This is a genomic window from Dietzia sp. B19 (assembly GCF_014145155.1).
GTDB classification, from domain to species: domain Bacteria; phylum Actinomycetota; class Actinomycetes; order Mycobacteriales; family Mycobacteriaceae; genus Dietzia; species Dietzia natronolimnaea.
Window position 1 is genome coordinate 2501 of record NZ_JAALED010000545.1, and the last position, 19185, is coordinate 21685.

Below are 19185 nucleotides of genomic sequence, written 5' to 3' on the forward strand. Positions count from 1 at the left end.
TTCGATCTTCGCCTCGTCGACATCCACCCCCAACACCTCATGACCCAACTCGGCCATACAGGCCGCATGAGTGGCACCCAGATACCCCGTCCCGAACACGGTCATACGCATTTGCGATTCCTTCCAATATGCTGGTGAGTTCCTTCGAGATGCAGCCTGACCAAACAATCTGCAAACAAAGAGCGGATACGTTACCCCTATCAAATCGACCCACAAACCTCAATCAGACCTTAATGATTCGATGAACCCATGTGTTCGAACCAAACTCGCACAAAGCTCCACATCGTTAAGATCCATGTATTGCTATTTGCCGGTGACCGCCCAACGGTAAACCATGTAATAAACAATCGAACAAAAACACGTACCGATGAACCAGCCATAGGCGGCACCGACAATCCCGTAGCCCAATCCTCCTATCAGAACCGAAAGTGGATTTACGAGGGATGTCGTTATTCGAAGCTTCACAAGCAAACCGAACTCACGTTCCGCTCGAAGCATTATCGGCACGCCAGTGTACAACGGACGGGCAAGCAATTGCAGGGACAAAGGCAGAAGAATGATTGCAAGACCAGACCAAGACTCGCCGGATACGAATTTGCCAACCGAATCCGGAAGCAACAATAGTAATGAGCCGTACACCGACGCTATGGCCGAGAAGACAAGAACCCACAATCTCAGGGCACGCTGAGATCCTTCACCCCTACGTATTGAGTTAGACGCCCGAAGCGTCATCAAGGGAACCGCTGCGGAGACGAAAAGTCCATACCCGCCGAGTATTGTTAATCCCGCTCTGAAATGCCCAGCTGCAGCAACACCAACGCTTAGGCCAACTACTGGAGCTATCGAGTTGACGGAGGCGCTTCCAAGCAGACTGTCGAGCAAGAGTTGCACACCTTCCCTACGGAAGGAAATAATGAATCGAAATCCATTCGCAATGCTTGGAAGCGCTTTCTTTAGTGCCAAGCCAAAGATCAGGGACACGAGGGCTCCAGCTGCCCAGGCGAGTGTCATCGAAATATAGTCGCTTAAGCCAACTACGGCCAATGCAGCGGCTAGGCAGCACTGAACACCCAGCCATAGCACATCTATTCCAAGAGCTGTACCATACCTTTTAATCTTGAACAGCTCGTATCGCAGATTGTCCTGAACTAGGAGAATCGGGCACGAAATTGCAAAAGCGATAAGGAGGGCGGCTTCTTGCTCAAAGATTGCGGCAAGTAGCGCGAACATTGTCGCCAATACGGTACCAACAATAAACGAGGAACCAGATGCGCCTTCACGGAGATCTTCTCTGCCCTCATCCAACCCAATCAATACAGGAGTGCTAGATATCGACCGGTTAACGTTAAGTCCGATGACAATTAAAGCGTAAGCAATTCCCCATACGCCGAGTTCTGCTGGTGTCGAGTTTCGAGCCACCAATATTGCGAGTACCAGATTGGTGCCAGTGTTGGCGAACTGACTAGCAACGCTCAGAATGCCCCGTGGCACGATTGATCAGTTATCTTTCAAAGTGGGCTTGAAGGGCTTCATAGGCTCGCTGCGCTTGATCTCGTTCAATAGTGAACTCTTCCGTAGACTTCTCGATGAGTTGACTTGCTGGAGTTCGCGAGTCTGACGGTCGAGCAGTAGACTTTTCTGGTAGGTTCCCGCCGTGACGCCTTCGACCATCGGCTTCCACCATTGCTCGAATCTGCGCTTCGCCAGAAGGCGTCTTTTGATAGATCGAGAAGCTTGTACCAAATCTCTCGTTAAGTCGGCCGACTTGCCCACCAAAGTCACTGAGAATCGACTCAAAACTCGAAATTTGGACGGATTCGGCTACCTTTAACACGGTTGAATGAAATCGAGCATAGGCTCGGTAGCAATTCCTCAGCGGAACGCCATCCATAAACTGATGAAGTGAAGCCACCGTTGCGTCCGGCTCTCTAACTAGGACGATAGCAGGGAGGCCGAGTTTTGCCCCCTCTGCAACTAGGGCAGCGGAGTGCGCGTGGCCGGCGAGCCGAACGCCCGGGCCCAAAGAGTACTCAGCGGCATATTTGGCATAGGTATTGGCGGACCTCGGAAATCCCTCTATTATCAGATTCGTTTCGGCCACTATTCTCTGCCCACGAAAGGCGGGACGGGATTTCAAATAGAGGTCGCCTAAAATTAGGGAATCTAACAAAGTTCGATTGATCTCGAATCGAATACTCCAAGGCACCGTACTTCGCACGAACTTGGTAACTGGTGTCAATTTAATTCCGCTCCGTCTGCAAGTCTCGGAAAGAGAGTCCGCGCAATAATGGCCAAATCTGAAAATAGTGACCATTCACGCACGTAGTTCGCGTTGAGTTCGACTTTTTTTGGCCAAACTACTTCCCTATTGAATTTCTCTTTGTTCGGGACGGTGGATAAGAGCTGTTCCTCGTTACGGAAGTACAATGCCGCTGGCCCTGTAATGCCCGGCCGAACAGACAGGACTATTCGATCATCTCCCACCAACTCATCGGCCCAACCTGGCACGTCTGGGCGCGGTCCGACAATGCTCATTCTGCCTAAAGCTACGTCCCACAATTGAATGAGCTCGTCTACCTTTGTACGACGAAGTATTGAGCCAAGCCGAGTAATTCGCGGATCAGAACTAGAAGTGACTGTCGTAGTGAGAGTTTTTGATGACTTCATAGACCGGATTTTGTGTATCGTGAACGGTTTTCCTTCGGATCCGATCCTGACCTGAGAGAATATTCCGAATTCTCTCGTGTCAAAAGTAGCTAGGACAACCGCGGCTAATGTTATTGGAAACGTGAGAATCATTCCTGGCACCGACACCGAGAGGTCAAACGCTCGTTTCAATGCCGCTTGCCGGCGGCTGAGGCCTCGTGGAACTCCGGGGTACCGACTGTTAGACATAGCCAAGCTTCTCCAAGGTCCTCTGAGCGATCCCGTCGAGGCGGGCGGCGGCTTCCGAGCCAAGCTCCTCACGCCCCTTGCCCACGCTCCCCTTAGAAACTGACCCAACAGCGCGTTGAGGTGGTGAATCAGGCTTGCCGAGGAACTGCACAATTCTCTGCAGCTCTCGATACGGGTCGTGAACGAACTTCTCATACCCGACTTCGAGTACCTGCTCATCGGGTATGTCCTTGAGATCACGGACGGTGTGCTCCACGCAGCGCTGCCACTGGATTATCGATATCTCATCCAACGGGTGCTCGACCTGGAGTTCTCGAAAGTCCGCAGGACGGGGCCCCCACCAGGTGGCAACCTTGTGACGGGCATCGTCTCTACGAGTATCGCCAGCGCGCCGCTGCCGCACCTTCTTGGCCCCGAATTCGTACAGGTGTCGGGGCAGATCGCGCGCCGGAACCCACCGAACCTTCTTGAGGGTGTACCGCAGATTGAAAGGTGCATTCCATCGCTTCATTGCGGAGGGCGCAGCATCTACCCCGTCGCGGCGGATGAAGATGAACTTGGCGTCGGGGAACACTGTTGCTGCAAACGCGACTCGAAGCGAGGTGGCGCAGGTCTTCTCCACCACCGTATGGGCGCCGTGTTTCCGCCCGAGTTTCTGAAACTGATCACGCAGGTAGCGGACCACTTCGGGCCTCGCGTGGACAGGTGTGAGCTCGTCATGTGGCACGTCCAGGTTGCCGTGCTTCCACATGAGGTTGATCTCGTCGCACGGCCACGTGCTGAAGCCATCGAGCGACGTCAGAACGTCGCGAAGCATGTTGGTACCTGAACGCGGAGCTCCAACGATTATCACCACGTCGCTCGTGCTATCCGCCGACCTCTCGCGGGTCGGCGCCTCTGCCAGTTGCGCCCATCGATCGAGCATCTCGCCCTCGTCAAAAGCCTCGCGCGCATGATCGGCTATTGCGGCCCGCCATCCTTCAGTCCGGTCACGCTCCCATTGCGCGCGAGCGTTCTGGATCGCGGCTGCCATCGCCTCAGCGTCGCCAGTCTCAACCGTCAGGCCAAGGCCCTCGTCCCGAACAGATCTGGCAAGCTCGCTGTCCTGCTCGCAAGCGACAAGGAGAGGAAGCCCCTCCACTGCATACGTGGCTGTCTTGCTTGGATAGGCGAACTTGACCACCTCGGGAGCCAGAGACACTAGTCCCAGGTGGGCTGTACGCATGAGCGCTCGGGCGGCGGCGGGCGAGCCGTGCGGCAAGAACCGAACGGCTACATCTGGCCGCTGCTCGACCCCTGCCGCCGCAGTCGCTAGCTCGTGCTTTGCCTTTCCCTCCCCCATGAACACCATTTCGATCGGCGATCCGGACGGGAGCAGTCGCAAGGCATCGACTACGGACTCAAGCCCTTGGTAGCGACCCAGATTGCCCGTAAAGACGATGCGGAGTGTTCCCTCAGACGGATCCGCAAGTGGAGAAGGTTCCTCACCTGAGAAGTCCGGTAGGGCGAAGTTGTTGAGGATCTCGATTTTGGACGCCAACGAAGGATCGCGCGCGGTCACGGCCGCGCGCATGTCCTGCGAAAGTACAACGATTCGCGAGGCCCGGCGCATCGTCGAACGGTCCATGGCAGCCAACAGATTGTAGGCGACCGGATTCGCGAACTCACCCGATAGTCGGCCGATCTCCGGATGCAGGTCCATGCAGTGGTACACGAACGACGATCCGCGGCACTTTGCCGCGATGGATACTGCAAAGCCCAAAGTGACCTGCGGCGCCGTGGAGCACATCACCACGTCCCGTCGGGGACCGAACAAGATCCGTGCGGCCACCTGAACCGGAAACACCACGAGGTTCAATAGCTGCCCGGGTAGGCGGCCACTCTCCGAAACCACCGGAACGCGAGAGACAGCAAGCTGGTCCACCATTTCCGATCGAGGCCTAGGCCCCACGCCTTGTGCTGAGGTGTACGACGGTTGGGCGGTCAGGATCTCGACTTGGTGGCCGTCAGCCACCCACCGGCCACCGATTAGGCGGAGAAAGGACGCGTACGGCGGAGTGTCCGGCCAGAAATAGCGGTGAACCGCGAGAACGCGCATGTGAGTCATCGAGCGTTCACGATCGGCGTCGACGGATTGGCGTGCGCTTCCATCCATCGACGGGCAGCCTCGTGCTCATCGAAGCACGCCAACTCAGCTGGTGTCAGATCGATTGGAGGAACTCGAACCTGCGACAGGGCCTCGTGCTTCTTTCCCGCAATCGGAACCTCGGTCTCGTCAAACAGCTCCTCTGCGGCCTTTTCGTTCGCGCGCAATCCGGTGTACACGATCTCAATGTCCCTGCCTGACTGCTGAATCAGAGTCCTTGCGACGTCCGCGATCCTCACCGGCTCGCCCATATCCAGCACCAAGGTGTCGCCCGAGTCGCCCACGACCGCAGCCTGAAGAACTAGTTGGCATGCCTCGGGGATGGTCATGAAGTACCGATTCACCTCGGGATCCGTCACCGTCACCGGCCCCCCGTCCTTGATCTGCTTCTCGAATACCGTGAGTACCGACCCTCGAGACCCGAGCACGTTCCCGAATCGCACCGAGGCGTACTTCGCGTTGTGCGCAGTGGCCGCACGGGCAGCGGTCAACCGCTCCGCAATCCGTTTGCTCGTCCCCAACGACGTCGACGGGCTCGCTGCCTTATCGGTCGAGATGTTGACAAAGGTCTCGACCCCGCTCGCCTCTGCAGCGTCTAGAAGGTTGAGGGTGCCCAGGACGTTGGTCTTGAGAGCCTCAAGCGGATAGTGCTCTAGAAGCGGCATATGTTTGAGCGCTGCTGCGTGGAACACGATCTGCGGTCTGCGTTTAGCAAAGATCTCGAGAACTGCCTCGCGATCCCGGATTGAGGCGAGAATCGTGTCCTCGCCATCGAGCATCGCCTGGTCCTGGATGGAGAGCTGGACTGAATGCAGACCGGATTCGTCCCGGTCGAGCATCATTAACTCCCCGGGCCGGAACCGCACCAGCTGACGGCACAGCTCGGACCCAATCGAGCCGCCCGCGCCGGTCACGAGGACCCGCTTTCCGCGTATGTACTCGGCGATCTGAGTCTGATTGAGCCGTGCCGGCGACCTACCGAGCAGGTCGGTGACGTTGATGCCGCGAAGCTCGTCGGCGGCTACCCGCGCCTTCATCATGGAATCGATCGGCGGCAGCACGAGGACGTGGAGCCCAGCTTGTTCTGCACGGTCACGGACGTCTATGAGCTCTTCTCCGGGCAAGCTGGGCACAGCTATCAGGAGCGTTCCAGCCCCGAGCTTGTGCGCAAAGTGGGCAATGTGCTCCCGTGTGCCTCGGACCCTGATGCCGTCCACCACGAGGCCCTGTTTGGCCGGATCGTCATCCAGAATGGCCACCGGGCGAAACTTGGACACGGGGGAACGACGGAGCTGTCCCACCAGCTGCCGGCCCCCGTCACCGGCTCCGAACACCACAACAGGCTCGGCCCCTGCTGCAACCCCGGCGCCGAAGAGTTCCTTGCGTCTCACCAGTGACCTCAGAACCAGGGCGGCGAGAATAGTGAACGCCCCCGCAACGAGCGGGGTGGATCGCGGAACTCCCTCATAGTCTCCACTTGCGATGTGTCCCGCGAACATCACGAGGGAGGCGCCGACGAACACCACGATTAGAACGGTGGTCTCCAGCAGACTCCCGGGAATGAAGCGCCCGCGGTAGAGACCAGCCAGCCACCCCGCAACCCAACTCAGAGCCACAACTCCGAGGAGCACCAGGTAAAACCGTGACATCCCGAGCGTCATGGCGAGCTGGCTAACCGAAAAGTCATAGCGCATCCACAGCGCGGCCATGAGCATGACCGCCCACAGAACTGCATCGATGGGCATCCACGGCGAGAAGGCAAAGCCGCCGGTTCCCCTCACCGAGTTTCTTGTGCCAATAAGACGAGCGCTGCGAGTCATATCCGGTCCTCAGTCAAGTCGCGCACGCAATCCATTGGGTAGAACATCACGCCTCCGGGGCAGATGTGGAGTTACCCGACGAGTAGTAGTACGAATCGTAATAGCCGCTCGACCCCTTCTTGGCGGGTTTGTTAGCAACCGTCACAATGCCCAGGAGCGTGGCGTCGGCCTTCTCCAAGTTGTCCACGGCTTGAGCGACCTGATCGCCCGTCGTGCGATGCGTGCGCACGACGAGCAGTGCCCCGTCAGCGATCCGAGCTAGCAAGGCGCCATCGGTCACGGGGAGTAGCGGCGGGGAGTCGATGATCACGTAGTCGTACGTGCCACGCAGGTCCTGGAGTAGTTTCCGTGCCATCTCCGAGGCGATGAGCTCCGAGGGGTTGGGGGGCAGCGGACCGCACGCCAGCAGGTCCACACCCTCGTGACGCGTTTCCTGCACCACGTCTGCGAACTCGGCCTGACCGGAGAGGATGTTGGTGAGTCCCACCTTGTCCGGCATGGACATGTAACTGACCACCAACGGCCGCCGCAGGTCTGCCTCGATCAAGAGGACGCGGTTCCCTGATTCGGCCAAAGCGAGCGAGAGGTTGATCGCGGTCTCGGACTTTCCCTCAGTCGCAACCGATGAGGTCAACACGATGACGCGCGGGGGGTTGTCCACGTGGAGGAACTGGAGATTTGTCCGCAGTCGCCTGAAAGACTCCGCCGCCGGGGAGTGCCCTTCACGGAAGGGCACAATATGCTCCGCTCCCCCCTCCTTGTCCTCACTCTTGCGGAACGGGATCGATCCCACAACTGGCTTGCCCGAGATCTCCTCGAGTTGTTCCTTGGACTTGACCCGGCGATCAAGAGCGTTGATAAGTAGGGACATCCCCACTCCCGCCAATAGGCCCAGGACTAGGCCGATCGCGACGTTCTGCTCGGTATTGGGGGCCACCGGTGAGGATGGGAGCGCGGGGGGGTTGACCACGGTGAGCTTGGCCAGCGCCGGGCCACCGCCATCCGGTATCTCTAAGCGGTTGATGGCTTCGGGAAGAACCTCCCCGTACCCCTGGGCGACCCGAAGTGCTCGATCAGGATCGGTATCAGTCACAGACACGTCCAGGAGGACTGTCCTGTTGCCTGCAGACGCGGTTGCTCCCCGGGCCACTGCCGCGGCACTCAGATCCACCCCTGAGGCGTCCACGACCTCCTGGGCGATGTCGGCACTCTTGACCAGCTCCGCGTATGACTGCACCCGCTGCTGTGCACCCAGCGAACCCTGGTACGCGGCTGCTGCGCTATCACCAGCGGAGACCGTGACGTAGAACTGGACCCTTGACTGGTAAGTGGGCGTCGTGAGCAAGCTCAACCCCAGTGCGAGGAGACCACCGAGGAGTGTGGCCGCGACGATGACGATCCAGCGGGCACGAAGAACAGACAGCAGGTCCCGCAGATCCACTCCAGGGTCCTTTCCTCAAGGCAGTAACGGCATGCCCTGGTTCGACGATCGTCGGACGGGCCAAGCGCTGACACTACTTTGCTGAGGCGCACCTCAGAACCCATCGTTGACACGATAAACATGGATTCACTTAAGCTTTGGCTCACAACTCGGTCCAGGACTCTAGGTCGCGCTTAGCTCGCCTCAGTAGTCTCGTTCCGGTGAGACGCCGACCCCGCCGCCGCAGAACCGCGCTTGTTGCCACGACACTCTTTGTGCTGGCAGCAGCGGTGGCGGGACTATCCGCTGGCAGCGCAGTACTCCACCCGCAGGTCGACTCACCCGACCGCGTGGACGCAATCGTGGTGGTAGCGGGGGCTAACGACGACCGATATGTATACGCCCGTCACCTCGCCGAGGAGGGCGTTGCGGACCGCATTCTCGTCTCTCGCCCACCCAGTTCGACCGGGGCCTACGCTGGCGTCCTCGACACCTACTGCGCCTCAACTCCAGTCCGTGCCAGGGACGGCCGCAGCATCGCGATCGAGTGCTTTGCACCCGACGTCGACACCACCGAGGGCGAGACCACCGCGGCCACCCGCATCGCCCACGAACGGGGGTGGGACTCGCTACTGGTGGTGACCTACTGGGGTCACGTGTCGCGGGTGCGGATCTACTTTGAGCAGTGCTTTGACGGTTCCGTATATGTGACCGACACGCCTCGACCGCTGTCGAAGTCGCGGAAAGACGCCCTGCTGCACGAGTCCGGGGGGTATGTGAAGGCGCTCATCTCCCCCGCCTGTTAACCCTGGCAGCAGCGTGGGAAATTGCTGATAAAAGGCGAATCGCCAGCGGCCGCGGAGGGGGTCCAACGGCCGCCGGCGACTCTGTCGCACGGTGCACGTCCGCGACCGGGGGATGGTCAGCGTAAACCGCGCACCGAGGCGGAGTCGGCGACAACTTGAGGGGGTGTCAGTTTCGCCACCGACTGACCCCACTATAGGAACCCCCCGCCGACTTCACAACCGTCAGCTACCCGGCGGGGCCCCCGGGGGCGTCAGGCGGACTTCTTGGCGGTCGACTTCTTGGTCGCCGTCTTCTTTGCCGGGGCCTTCTTGGCCGCGGTCTTCTTGGCGGGCTCCTTCTTCGCAGGTGCCTTCTTGGCCGTGCTCTTCTTGGCGGGCTTCTTCGAAGAGCCGGAGCCCTCGTCGTCGTCTTCGGACTTGTCGTCCGCTTCTCCCCCGCGGTCCTTGACGCTCGCGCGTAGGGCGGCCAACAGGTCGGCCACCTCGTCGTCGCCGTCGTCGTCGCTGGCCTCCTCGCGCTCCTCGACGGTGAACGCCTCGCCACCGGCGGCCTTGGCCTCGATGAGCTCCTTGAGCTGGTTCTGGTAGTCGTCCTCGTACTTCTCCGGCTCAAAATCCGCGGCCATCGTCTCGATCAACGACGCCGCCATCTTGACCTCCTGCGGCCGGACCTTGGCCTCCTTGTCCAGGCCCTCCAGGATCGCCGGGCGGATCTCATCCGGCCACAGCAACGTCTGCAGCATCAGGATGTCCTTGTACACCCGCATCGCACACAACCGAGTGCGGTTGCGCAGCGTAAACGTGCAGATCGCCAACCTGTCCGTGGACTCCAGCGCCTCCCGCATCAACACGTACGCCCGGTTGGAGCGCGACGCTGGCTCCAGGAAGTAGGCGTTGTCAAAGGCCACCGGATCCACCTGGTCGGCCGGGACGAACTCCGTGACCTCGATCTCGTGGGACTGCTCCACCGGCAGGCTCGCCAGGTCCTCCTTGGTGAGGATGACCATCTCGCCGTCCTCGGACTCGTACGCCTTGGCGATGTCGGAGAACTCGACCTCCTCGCCGTTGTCGTCCCGCACCTTCTTGTAGCGGATCCGCACGCCGTCCTTCTTGTCGACCTGCCGCGCACGCAGGTCATGGTCCTCCGTCGCCGAATACACCTTGACCGGCACGTTCACCAGACCAAAGGAGACCTCGCCCTTCCAGATGGATCGCATGGGAAAAGTATGCGACAGAAGGGAGCCAGGCGCCCCCGGTCGCCGGCACACGCACCTGGAATGCTGTGGACCATGCCCGTCGACGTAGGCCCCCTCCTCCTGGTTGTCGCGGCGGCGTCCGTCATCCTGGGGACCGTCCTGCAGCGGGTCAGCGGGATGGGGGTCGGGCTGGTGGTGGCGCCGACGCTCGCGCTGCTTCTCGGCCCCGTCGCCGGAGTGCTGCTGACCAACCTCACGACCACCGTCTCCGCCGTCCTGATCGGGATCACGCTCCGACGCGACATCGATTGGCACCGGTACGTCCGCCTCGCGCCCCTGATCGTGGTGGGGTCCGTGCCCGGTGCGCTCCTGGTGGGCGCCGCCGACCGCAGCTGGCTCGAGGTGATCATCGGGACGGTCTTGCTGGCCACTCTCGTCACGACGGCCCTCATGCGCATCCCGCCGGTCAGCGGTGCGGTGCCGGCTGCGGTGGCCGGTACGGCCGGAGGGTTCCTCAACACCGCTGTTGGAGTGGCCGCGCCCGCGATGCTGGTCTACGCGCAGGCGACCAATTGGCAACAGCGGTCCTTTGCCGCGACCCTGCAGCCGATCTTCTTCACGATGGGTTTGACCTCCGTCATCACCAAGGTCGGCCTGGGGGCCGCCCCGATCTCCGGGCTGCCGCCACTGAGCGTGATCGGGCTGGTCGTGGCGATGGTCCCGATCGGCCTCCTCCTCGGCGGACTCGTGGCCCGGCGGGTCCCCGCGGAGGCGGGTCGGAAGGTAGCCGTGGTGGTGGTGACCGGCGGCGCCCTGCTGCTCCTGGGGCGCGGGGTCGGGAGCGTGACGGGGGTCTTCTAGGTTCTCGCGGTGGCCTCGCCTCACCCCGTGGTGCTCTGGCAGCGCCGGACGAGCACCACGGGGAAAGGTGAGCGGTCAGACCGTGGTGACGTGGACCCCGGGTCGGCGGGCCGACCAGGGCATCGCGGCCTCGAGCTGCGCTGCCACCCGGATCAGCATCGACTCCGAGCACATCGGCCCCGCCACCTGCACCCCGATCGGCAGGCCGTCCCGGGACTCACCCAGCGGCAGGCTGATCGACGGCGTACCGGTGGTGTTGAACAGGGGCGTGAAGGAGAACGCGTCGAAGATCCTGCGCGTCCACCCCAGGGCGTCCAGGTCGGCGTTCGCATCGAGGTAACCCAGCGGCATGGCGGGATGGTTGGTGGTGGGAGTGAGCAGGATGTCGTAGTCACCGAAGAACCGGCCCACTTCCCGGGAGACCGAGTTGAACGTCGCGCCTGCCGCCGCCATGTCCAGGACGGACAGGCCCCGGCCGAACTGCACGCACGCCCAGGTGGTGGCCTCCAGGTTGTCCGGGCCCGCGGCTTTGCCGCTCATGGCCTCCACCCCCATGACCGACTCCGCCAGGAAGGCCGCCCACGCCTTTGCCGTGGCCTGCAGGAACTCCTCCCACTCGAAGGTGGGCGTCGCCCGCTCCACGTGATGGCCGGCCTCCTCGAGCGTCCGCGCGACCTGCTCGACCGCGGCCACCACCTCGGGGTCGACCGCCGTTCCCGCCCACGAGTCGGTGTGCAGCGCGATACGCAGCCGACCCGGATCGGCGCCGACCTCCCGGGCCCACCGCCGCTCCGGCGGGGCGATGATGAACCGGTCGCCCGGGTAGCTCACCGCGACCTCGTCGAGCAGGGCCGCAGCATCCCGGACGGTCCGGGTGACCGCGAACTCGATGGCCTTTCCGCTCAAGGCGGTGCTGTCCAGATCCGGGCCCAGCGGCACCCGACCGCGACTCGGCTTGAGGCCGACCAGCCCGTTGACCGCCGCCGGAATCCGGATGGAGCCGCCGCCGTCGTTGGCGTGCGCCACCGGGATCGCGCCGGCCGCCACGAGCGCTCCGGACCCACCGCTGGAGCCACCCGCACTCCGCGTGGTGTCCCAGGGGTTCCGGGTGGGCCCGTAGACCAGGGCCTCCGTGTTGGCGTTGTATCCGAATTCCGGGGTGGTGGAGACGGCCACCGTCGCCAGTCCGGCCGCCCGGAACCGCTCCATCAGATGCGTGTCCGCGGGCGGGACCACCCTGTCCGCCAGCATCCGCGTGCCCATCCGGGTGGGCACGCCCTCGGCATGACAGACCAGGTCCTTGATCACAAACGGCACCCCGGCGAACGTCCCGTCCGAGGCGTAGTCGAGGGGCGTGTCGAACGGGCCTGTCGCCACGGCGTTGATCTGCGCGTTGACCGCGGTGATCCCGTCCGTGGCCAGCGTCGCCAGCTCGTCCGCAGTGACCTCACCGGCGGCGACCATCTCTGCGAGCGACGTCGCATCCTGTGCTGAGTATTCCTCGACGTTCACGGGTCCTCCTGGGGATAGGCATCCGGCGCCTCTTACGCCGACTGCCCGAATGGTGGCATCATGTGCTCCAGGTCACATCGGCCGAATGGCCGATGTCTCTCCCGCTCTGGCCTGCGACGATCGGAGGTGTGAATGACGCCGGATATGACGTGGTGGGTCCGTCTCGCCGACAGCGTGCGCGCCGCCGGCCGGGGTGAAGCCCCCTTGGACGAGCCGGTGCGCATGGTCCGCGACGGGCTGGGGTTCGACTGCGCCACGCTCGTCGGCCCCCAGCGTGCCGCCTCCGGTGAGGCGCACCCGGTCCTGGTGAACCTCGACTACCCCGGCGACGCCATCCGATTCATCTCCACCACCTACGCAGCGGAGTGTCCAGCCCACCGCTACATCACCGAACACCGCGTGGCGGGGAGGTTCATCGACCTGCCGTACGACTTCCGCTCCTCGCGCACCTACCGGGAGGCGCTCAAGCCCAACGGCTTTCACGAGGGACTGACGCTTCCCCTCGGCGTACTCCGCCCCGGCACACCCCGCCCGGGATTCCTGGCACTGAGCTCCACCCACGGCCGGCCGCTGGGCGACGAGTCCCTGCTGGGGCTGACGATGCTCGCCAGCGAGATCGCTTCCCTCACCGATCCCCGGGCGGCCTTGCTACCCGCCCCCGCAGACCTCGTGGTGTGGGTTGGCCGCGGCAGGCTCGACGTGCGCGTGGGTGACATGGCCGAGGGTCCGTTCACCGCCAGAGACATCACTCGGATCGGGGAGCTACATCAGCGCACCGGAACGGCGCTCGGCTTCCGGCACCGCGATGGCTTCCGGGGCTGGTGGCGCGTGACCACCGCCCCCGCCGGGGACGGAGTCCTGATCCGCATCCAACAGGCAGAGGGCGACGACCACCTGACGTCGCGGGAACTCGACGTGGTGGGACTGCTGTCCCGCGGGTGGACCAACGACGAGATTGCCGCCGCCCTGGGGATCTCCGTCCGCACCAGCCGGACTCACGTGGAGTCCGCACTGATGAAACTCGGTGTCCCCAACCGGACCGCACTGGCACGCGAAGCGCTTCTGCGTGACCTGGACAGTCTTGACGCGATCCGCTGCGTGGCCGAGGCGAGCCACAGCTCTCTGCCTGCATAGACGGCGATCCTCGAGAGGGGTGTGGATGCAGGAAGACCCCGGGCCGCGTGTGCGGTCCGGGGTCTTCTGCGTGTGTCAGCCGGTCGGGAGAGACCGTGTTGTCAGGAATGTGTGGTCAGGAACCGTGTGGTCAGGAGATGCCGCCGAGCAGGTCGGTGGGCAGCATTCCGGTCAGCGAGTCGGTGCCGCTGCCGGTGCCACTGCTGGCCCCCTGGAGCAGCGAGCCGAGGCCGAGCGATCCCAGGATGGGGGCCGCGAGCGAGCCGACTGCGAGTGAACCGAGCGATCCGAGTGCATCTGAACCCATGGTGGACGTCCTTTCGGGCGGGTGCGTGTGGTCGAGTGGCGCCGGTCGCGCCTGCCCAGCCGATGGTAGCAGCGGTGTGGCGTACGCCACTGCGATCGCGGAGGCCGCGCCGCCGGCCCGGGGTTCGTCGGACACGGTGAATGGCGATTTCTGAAGTGACCCCTCCACAATGGTCTTTCGTCGTCCAGAATCGACTCGTGAGAGAAATCGATCTTCCCAGCCCCGACACCATGGCCCCACGGTGGTCCGCACTGGCGGCGGTGCTCGCCGCGTACGGGCCGCGCTGGGCGGAGTCCGCCTACTCGGACGGCTCCACCTGGCACTACGACGACGGCGGCGGCAACTGGGCCGACATCCGCTTTCTCGGCGATGGGCGTGCAGTGCTCCTCGGCCACGACCACGAGTATTCCGAGACGTACTTCCGCTCCGCCGCCGAGTACTTCGGGGAGTCCGAGACCGACCTCCTGTCCGGTTGTCCCCCGTGGTGGGCGGAGGCGATCGGCGACTACCTCGATCGCATCGACTCCGAGGGCACGTGGATCGGCTTCATCTACGGGTACGACGGCAGTACCTGGACGCGCGCCGACTATGACGGCGACGACGGGTTCACCTCCCTGAACGTGCCGTTCCTCGGCGGCCAGCCCGTACTCAAACAGATCACCAGCCAACTCACGATGTCCATCGGTGGCCGCCCCGCCGGCGCGGCACCCGACCCGCAGCTCCTCGACCGGGTGCTCGCCGAATGCCCCGAACTCAGCGCCGATACCGCCCAGGCGCTCCTGGGCGGGCGGGATCTCGACATCGACGCGGCACTCCGGGCCGCACACCAGTTCCGGCGCAGTAGTTGAGGCCCGTAGTCGAATGGTCCGTGGACTGGGGCGCAGCTACGGCGACCCTGCGCAGGATGCAGGCGGACTCGTCGTCAATATGACGGTACTGAACCGTATCCACCACATTGATCCCACATAGGGGTGGCAACCACGTTGAGTCCATTGACCTGCTCACCGCTGACGGATCCGTCCGCACACTGAGCTCCTCCGGCGACGATCGTGACCTGTTCTGGGCGACGGTCGGCGGAATGGGACTGACCGGCATCGTGGTCCGGGCACGCGTGCAGATGAAGCACACCGAGATCGATGCCAGAAGTTGGCTGCACTGCTGGGTCGAGTGGGATCTGGATCGAGATCAGCGCTTTCTACGGAACTGGGTGGCCCGAAGTCTGGTGCGACCGCCCTGGGCTTCTAATGTCGCGGCTCTTCAGACTGCCCAGCTTCAGAAGGCGTGGCCTCAAATGCTTGCTCGATGACGAGGGTGTCCTCGTACAGGTGCATCCGGACGAGTTGGCTGTCTTCGACCACAAGGTGCATTGCCGATGGCGTGGTGAAGGTCGTGCCCGTCGATGCGACTGTGTGGGTGAAGGTTCCCAGCAAGATCACGTCTCCGTCATCGACAACAAATCGCTCCAGGGTCACGGTGCTTTTACCCGGTACGTAGTGAGGCCACATGGTGGTGAAGAAGGCAGCGACTTCTTCACGCCTGGTGCGACGGCCGGTCCACGGCAATGTCTTGCTGCCCGGGACGTACCAGTCGATCTGGCGAGCGAACAGCTGTTGGATACCCTCGGCGTCCTGCCTGCTTAGGCGCTCTACGAATTGCTCGACCACGGCGCGCGAGGTCTCTGTGTTTGTTGCCATCGTTGTGCCCTCTCTTCCACTTCTTGTGTGCCTGTTCGTTTCGGTCGCACGAAGCGTGAGCGTGTCTGAGCGCTGAACAGCGGGGCCGACGCCATCGGTGATGACTCGCAGCGTCTTACGGCCCCGCTGTTGCCACCTGTTCGCAGGGTGTCCCAGACGCGGCTCTCGCGGCATCGAGACCAGGAGTGGGTCTCGTGAGCGATTTTGCAGGACACGTGCACAAATCAGATCCCATGTTCCTTGGGCAATGGTGGGTAAGCATCACGGATGCGTTGCACGGTGGCCTCCGCCACCGCTCGGACATCCGCTGCGCGTAACGGGGCGGAAGCAAGGGCAGAGCTGAGCGAGAAGCCTTCGACCAGGGCGATGATGGCCAGTGCCTCGCGCTGAAGAGCTTGTTCGTCGATGGCGCGGTCACTAAGTGCTGCACGCAGAAGCGATTCGATCGCGGTGCTCGCCGCGGTGCTCGATGCGGCAATCTCGGCGCCCATCTCGGTGTCCGCACGTCCCATCACTCGGTACTCGACAAGGGCGATGTTCTCCCTGTGTTCCTGCTCGCTGGTTGGTGCGGTGAAGGTGATCGCATCCACGATCCGTGCGGCTGGCTCGCCGGACAGGATCGGGACGCGGTGTTCTGCTCGGTGGATCAGGACGCTCAGGGTGAAACGCATGACCTCACGGACGTTGTTGCCGAAGTAGTGACGGATGCTCCCGATCGCCAGGCCTGTGCGAGCGGAAATGCGGGCGAGAGTGACCGCCTGCAGACCGTGCGCGGCGATCTCGTCGATCACGGCGTCGGCGACCTGCGTCCGGCGCGTGTCCGGGTCTACTCGTTGAGGCATAGCTCCATCGTAACCGCATTTAGCATTGACGTGCTACTTTAATTAGCATGCTGATGCCAAAAAGGATTTGGATCGCTTTACGCAGCATCGATGCCAGAGGAGGGAAGAGATGAGTGACTGGCTCGACCCCCGGGGTAGCACCTCCCGGCGGGTTTCCCGCGACGCCGGTGGACTCGATAGCGATGGCGGCTGGGACGGTCTCGACGATTTCGAGGATGGAGGGACCTGGTTCATGTCTGCTCCGACTCCGGGCGCGGCGTTGCCTCCGTTTCGACCGTCGTTGACCTTGCAACGCACACGATTCTTCGTCGACCTGTCCGACACGTCGACAGCGACAGTGGACGTCGATCACACGTCGGGCAGTGCCTCGCTCTACCGAGACGGTCAACATACACAGACGTCCGCTATGCCGGTCCGATTCCCGTTGGGGGCGGATAGCATCGACGTCGTCGCGGGCAGATACGGCATGCACAGGATTCACCTGATCCGCGCTGACGGTAGCCAGCGGCGCCTCGACCCGGCGCCCGGGACCCCTGAATTCTGGCGCGCCCGCCTCTCGCGTCGACACCCACGTATGAGCCTCGCACTGTCGGTGTGCGCGGTCATCGTGCTGACGGTCAACCTGGTCCTGCTCGCACCCCAAGCGCTCGAACTGATCACCCATCTGCCGCTCTGGTCGGACCGATTCGCGCCGTTCACCTCACCGGTCGTCTTGCCGGCATGGGCGAACTCCGCGCTGACGGTAACCGCAGGTCTTGCCGCTATCGAACGAGCACTCACCTTCCGCCGCCACCGCCTCCTGGACGTCGAGACCGACGGGTTGGGGGCATGACGTCCCCACATGGGCGGGGCACAAATGACCACCCCGAACGAACCCGGGATCGCCCGAACCCACCGGCCCCTCGCCCACGAGTGGCGCCAACGGAGGAGAAACGTATGCCACTGCAGCGCCGTAGCCAGAACCCCAGCAGACGTCCGGCGGCAGGAGTCGCTGCGGCCATGACCGCAGCACTTCTACTGTCCGCCTGCACCTCGACGACGCCTTCCCCCGAGCCCGAAACCGATGCCGAACTGGGTGCATACCTCGAGCAATCACTCGACTGGGGCACGTGCGAGGACACCGCTACCAACGGCGTCGACGCCGAACTATTCGACAACCCTGCTCTGGAATGCTCATCGATCGAGGTTCCCATCGACTACGACGAGCCCGACGGTAACCAGGCGCAGATCGCGCTACTACGCATCCCCGCGACGGGTGAATCTGAAGGTTCTGTGCTGATCAACCCGGGCGGACCAGGTGGTGCCGGCACCAGCTTCGTTGCATCTACCTCCCCGCTGTGGCAGGAAAGCCCCGTTAGCGAGCGCTTCGACATCGTCGGGTTCGACCCACGCGGGATAGGAGGGTCCACCCCGGCGCTGGACTGCTACACAGACGAGGAGTACGACACCGGCAACGGCCTCCGCTTCGGGGTAGTCAACGACATCAATTCTGCCGAGCAGGCGACGGAGTTCGCCGAACGTTGCATCGACGGCTCGGGCAGTGTGGAAAACCTGGTCAACGCCGGGTCGATGAACATCGTTCGCGATATGGACCTCATGCGCGAGGTCCTCGGCGACGAGAAACTGACGTTCCTCGGCTACAGCTACGGCTCCGAGATCGGCGCGATGTACACCGAGAGGTATCCCGAGAACGTCCGTGCAGTCGTACTGGACGGTGCTGTTTCCCCAGAGATGACACCGACACAGTTGCGCGCGGCCCAGTTCGCAAACTTTCAGGACCGCTTCGACGACCTCGCCGCACTGTGTGCGCAATCGAGTGACTGTGTGCTCGGCGTCGATCCCACAGCGGTGAACGAGCGCCTGCACGAGATCGTCGAACCGTTGGTCGACTCGCCGGCTCGAAGCACGGACGGCCGAGAGGTGAACATCTGGGACGTCTACAACGGGATCAGCTCAGGGCTGTACTCCGAGGCCACATGGCCCACGATCATCTCTGCCCTGTCCGAGCTCGACAGGGGAAATCCCGACGACATGCTTGCTCTGCGCGACGTTTGGTACGGCCGTACCGAGGACGGCACCTACACGATCGATCTGGACACCCAAACCATCGTGCGCTGCATGGACTGGCCCCGCCTGACACGAGAAGAACGGACCGCAGCCGCGCGCGAGCATGGGCAGATCGCGCCGATGTACGACATCGAGGCACTCACCAGAGGCCAGTACTACGACGAGTGTGGGTCGTGGCCCGCACCGCCCACCCGTGAGCAGCCGTGGCTCGAGGGGACAACCGACCTACCCGACACGCTCGTCGTGTCCGTCACCGGCGACCCCGCCACCCCGCACGAAGGGGGCATCGAGTTGGCCGATGCCCTTGGCGGAAGCCTGCTTACCGTCGAAGGCAAGCAACACGGCGCCTACCTCGTAGGCGGCAGCGAATGCGTCGACCGCGTGGTCGACACCTACCTACTCCACCTCGAGACGCCGCCCGCCGGATCCCGATGCAGCCTCTGACTCGCCACCGCCTACCGCGCCTGGCTCACTGCCAGTTCCTC

General features: G+C 62.9%; 16 protein-coding genes and 1 pseudogene. 7 read left to right on the top strand and 10 right to left on the bottom strand.

Going from position 1 to position 19185, the window contains the following annotated elements:
* From G6020_RS14850 to G6020_RS14875, 5 genes are all read right to left on the bottom strand, one after another.
* The coding region (locus G6020_RS14850; protein ID WP_182611167.1) for a hypothetical protein at window positions 1-111 on the bottom strand (111 nt) is incomplete at its 3' end.
* Between the two features lie 192 nt (window positions 112-303).
* A complete protein-coding gene (locus G6020_RS14855; protein WP_182611139.1) occupies window positions 304-1491 on the bottom strand; it encodes a hypothetical protein in 1188 nt (395 codons plus the stop codon).
* Window positions 1492-2887: 1396 nt separating this feature from the next.
* The gene (locus tag G6020_RS14865) at window positions 2888-5050 is read right to left on the bottom strand and encodes a sulfotransferase (RefSeq protein ID WP_347238392.1); all 2163 of its coding nucleotides are present in this window, start codon (window positions 5048-5050) and stop codon (window positions 2888-2890) included.
* A complete protein-coding gene (locus G6020_RS14870; RefSeq protein WP_182611141.1) occupies window positions 4999-6861 on the bottom strand; it encodes a nucleoside-diphosphate sugar epimerase/dehydratase in 1863 nt (620 codons plus the stop codon). Before G6020_RS14870 ends, G6020_RS14865 begins: the two co-directional genes overlap by 52 nt.
* Before the next feature lie 46 nt (window positions 6862-6907).
* Window positions 6908-8302, bottom strand: coding sequence for a polysaccharide biosynthesis tyrosine autokinase (locus G6020_RS14875; RefSeq protein ID WP_182611142.1), 1395 nt, complete (start codon window positions 8300-8302; stop codon window positions 6908-6910).
* 329 nt (window positions 8303-8631) lie between these two features.
* On the opposite strand from G6020_RS14875, the gene G6020_RS14880 reads away from it, so the two are divergent.
* Window positions 8632-9087 carry an ElyC/SanA/YdcF family protein gene (locus tag G6020_RS14880; protein ID WP_347238393.1) on the top strand — a complete coding sequence of 152 codons (456 nt, stop codon included), beginning with the start codon at window positions 8632-8634 and terminating at the stop codon, window positions 9085-9087.
* Window positions 9088-9338: 251 nt separating this feature from the next.
* Here the strand turns inward: G6020_RS14880 and G6020_RS14885 are convergent, their stop codons facing one another.
* Entirely contained in the window at window positions 9339-10304 is a 966-nt protein-coding gene (locus G6020_RS14885) for a Ku protein (RefSeq protein WP_182611143.1), read from the bottom strand.
* Window positions 10305-10376: 72 nt separating this feature from the next.
* On the opposite strand from G6020_RS14885, the gene G6020_RS14890 reads away from it, so the two are divergent.
* Window positions 10377-11144 carry a sulfite exporter TauE/SafE family protein gene (locus G6020_RS14890; protein WP_241732750.1) on the top strand — a complete coding sequence of 256 codons (768 nt, stop codon included), beginning with the start codon at window positions 10377-10379 and terminating at the stop codon, window positions 11142-11144.
* 75 nt (window positions 11145-11219) lie between these two features.
* On the opposite strand, the gene G6020_RS14895 is transcribed toward G6020_RS14890, so the two are convergent.
* Window positions 11220-12656 (bottom strand): amidase family protein, encoded by a 1437-nt coding sequence (locus G6020_RS14895; RefSeq protein WP_182611145.1) that lies wholly within the window; start codon window positions 12654-12656, stop codon window positions 11220-11222.
* 132 nt (window positions 12657-12788) lie between these two features.
* Between G6020_RS14895 and G6020_RS14900 the strand changes: the two genes are divergently transcribed.
* Window positions 12789-13790, top strand: coding sequence for a helix-turn-helix transcriptional regulator (locus tag G6020_RS14900; protein WP_182611146.1), 1002 nt, complete (start codon window positions 12789-12791; stop codon window positions 13788-13790).
* A 130-nt stretch (window positions 13791-13920) separates the two neighbouring features.
* On the opposite strand, the gene G6020_RS14905 is transcribed toward G6020_RS14900, so the two are convergent.
* Window positions 13921-14097: a hypothetical protein gene (locus G6020_RS14905; protein ID WP_182611147.1), complete on the bottom strand. Its 177-nt coding sequence runs from the start codon at window positions 14095-14097 to the stop codon at window positions 13921-13923.
* Window positions 14098-14294: 197 nt separating this feature from the next.
* Here G6020_RS14905 and G6020_RS14910 point away from each other — a divergent pair, with 197 nt between their 5' ends.
* Both G6020_RS14910 and G6020_RS17255 read left to right on the top strand, forming a co-directional pair.
* Complete coding sequence (locus tag G6020_RS14910) at window positions 14295-14945, top strand: hypothetical protein (RefSeq protein WP_347238394.1); 651 nt, start codon at window positions 14295-14297, stop codon at window positions 14943-14945.
* Between the two features lie 13 nt (window positions 14946-14958).
* Window positions 14959-15229: pseudogene (locus G6020_RS17255) on the top strand (decaprenylphosphoryl-beta-D-ribose oxidase); the annotation flags it as partial.
* A 109-nt stretch (window positions 15230-15338) separates the two neighbouring features.
* On the opposite strand, the gene G6020_RS14915 reads toward G6020_RS17255, so the two are convergent.
* Window positions 15339-15791 carry a nuclear transport factor 2 family protein gene (locus G6020_RS14915; RefSeq protein WP_182611148.1) on the bottom strand — a complete coding sequence of 151 codons (453 nt, stop codon included), beginning with the start codon at window positions 15789-15791 and terminating at the stop codon, window positions 15339-15341.
* Between the two features lie 224 nt (window positions 15792-16015).
* Window positions 16016-16582 (bottom strand): TetR/AcrR family transcriptional regulator, encoded by a 567-nt coding sequence (locus tag G6020_RS14920; RefSeq protein ID WP_206682238.1) that lies wholly within the window; start codon window positions 16580-16582, stop codon window positions 16016-16018.
* A gap of 160 nt (window positions 16583-16742) precedes the next feature.
* Between G6020_RS14920 and G6020_RS14925 the strand changes: the two genes are divergently transcribed.
* Window positions 16743-17465, top strand: a complete 723-nt coding sequence (locus G6020_RS14925; RefSeq protein WP_182611150.1) for a hypothetical protein — start codon at window positions 16743-16745, stop codon at window positions 17463-17465.
* Between the two features lie 167 nt (window positions 17466-17632).
* Window positions 17633-19144, top strand: coding sequence for an alpha/beta hydrolase (locus G6020_RS14930; RefSeq protein WP_182611151.1), 1512 nt, complete (start codon window positions 17633-17635; stop codon window positions 19142-19144).
* The last annotated feature ends 41 nt before the right edge of the window (window positions 19145-19185 follow it).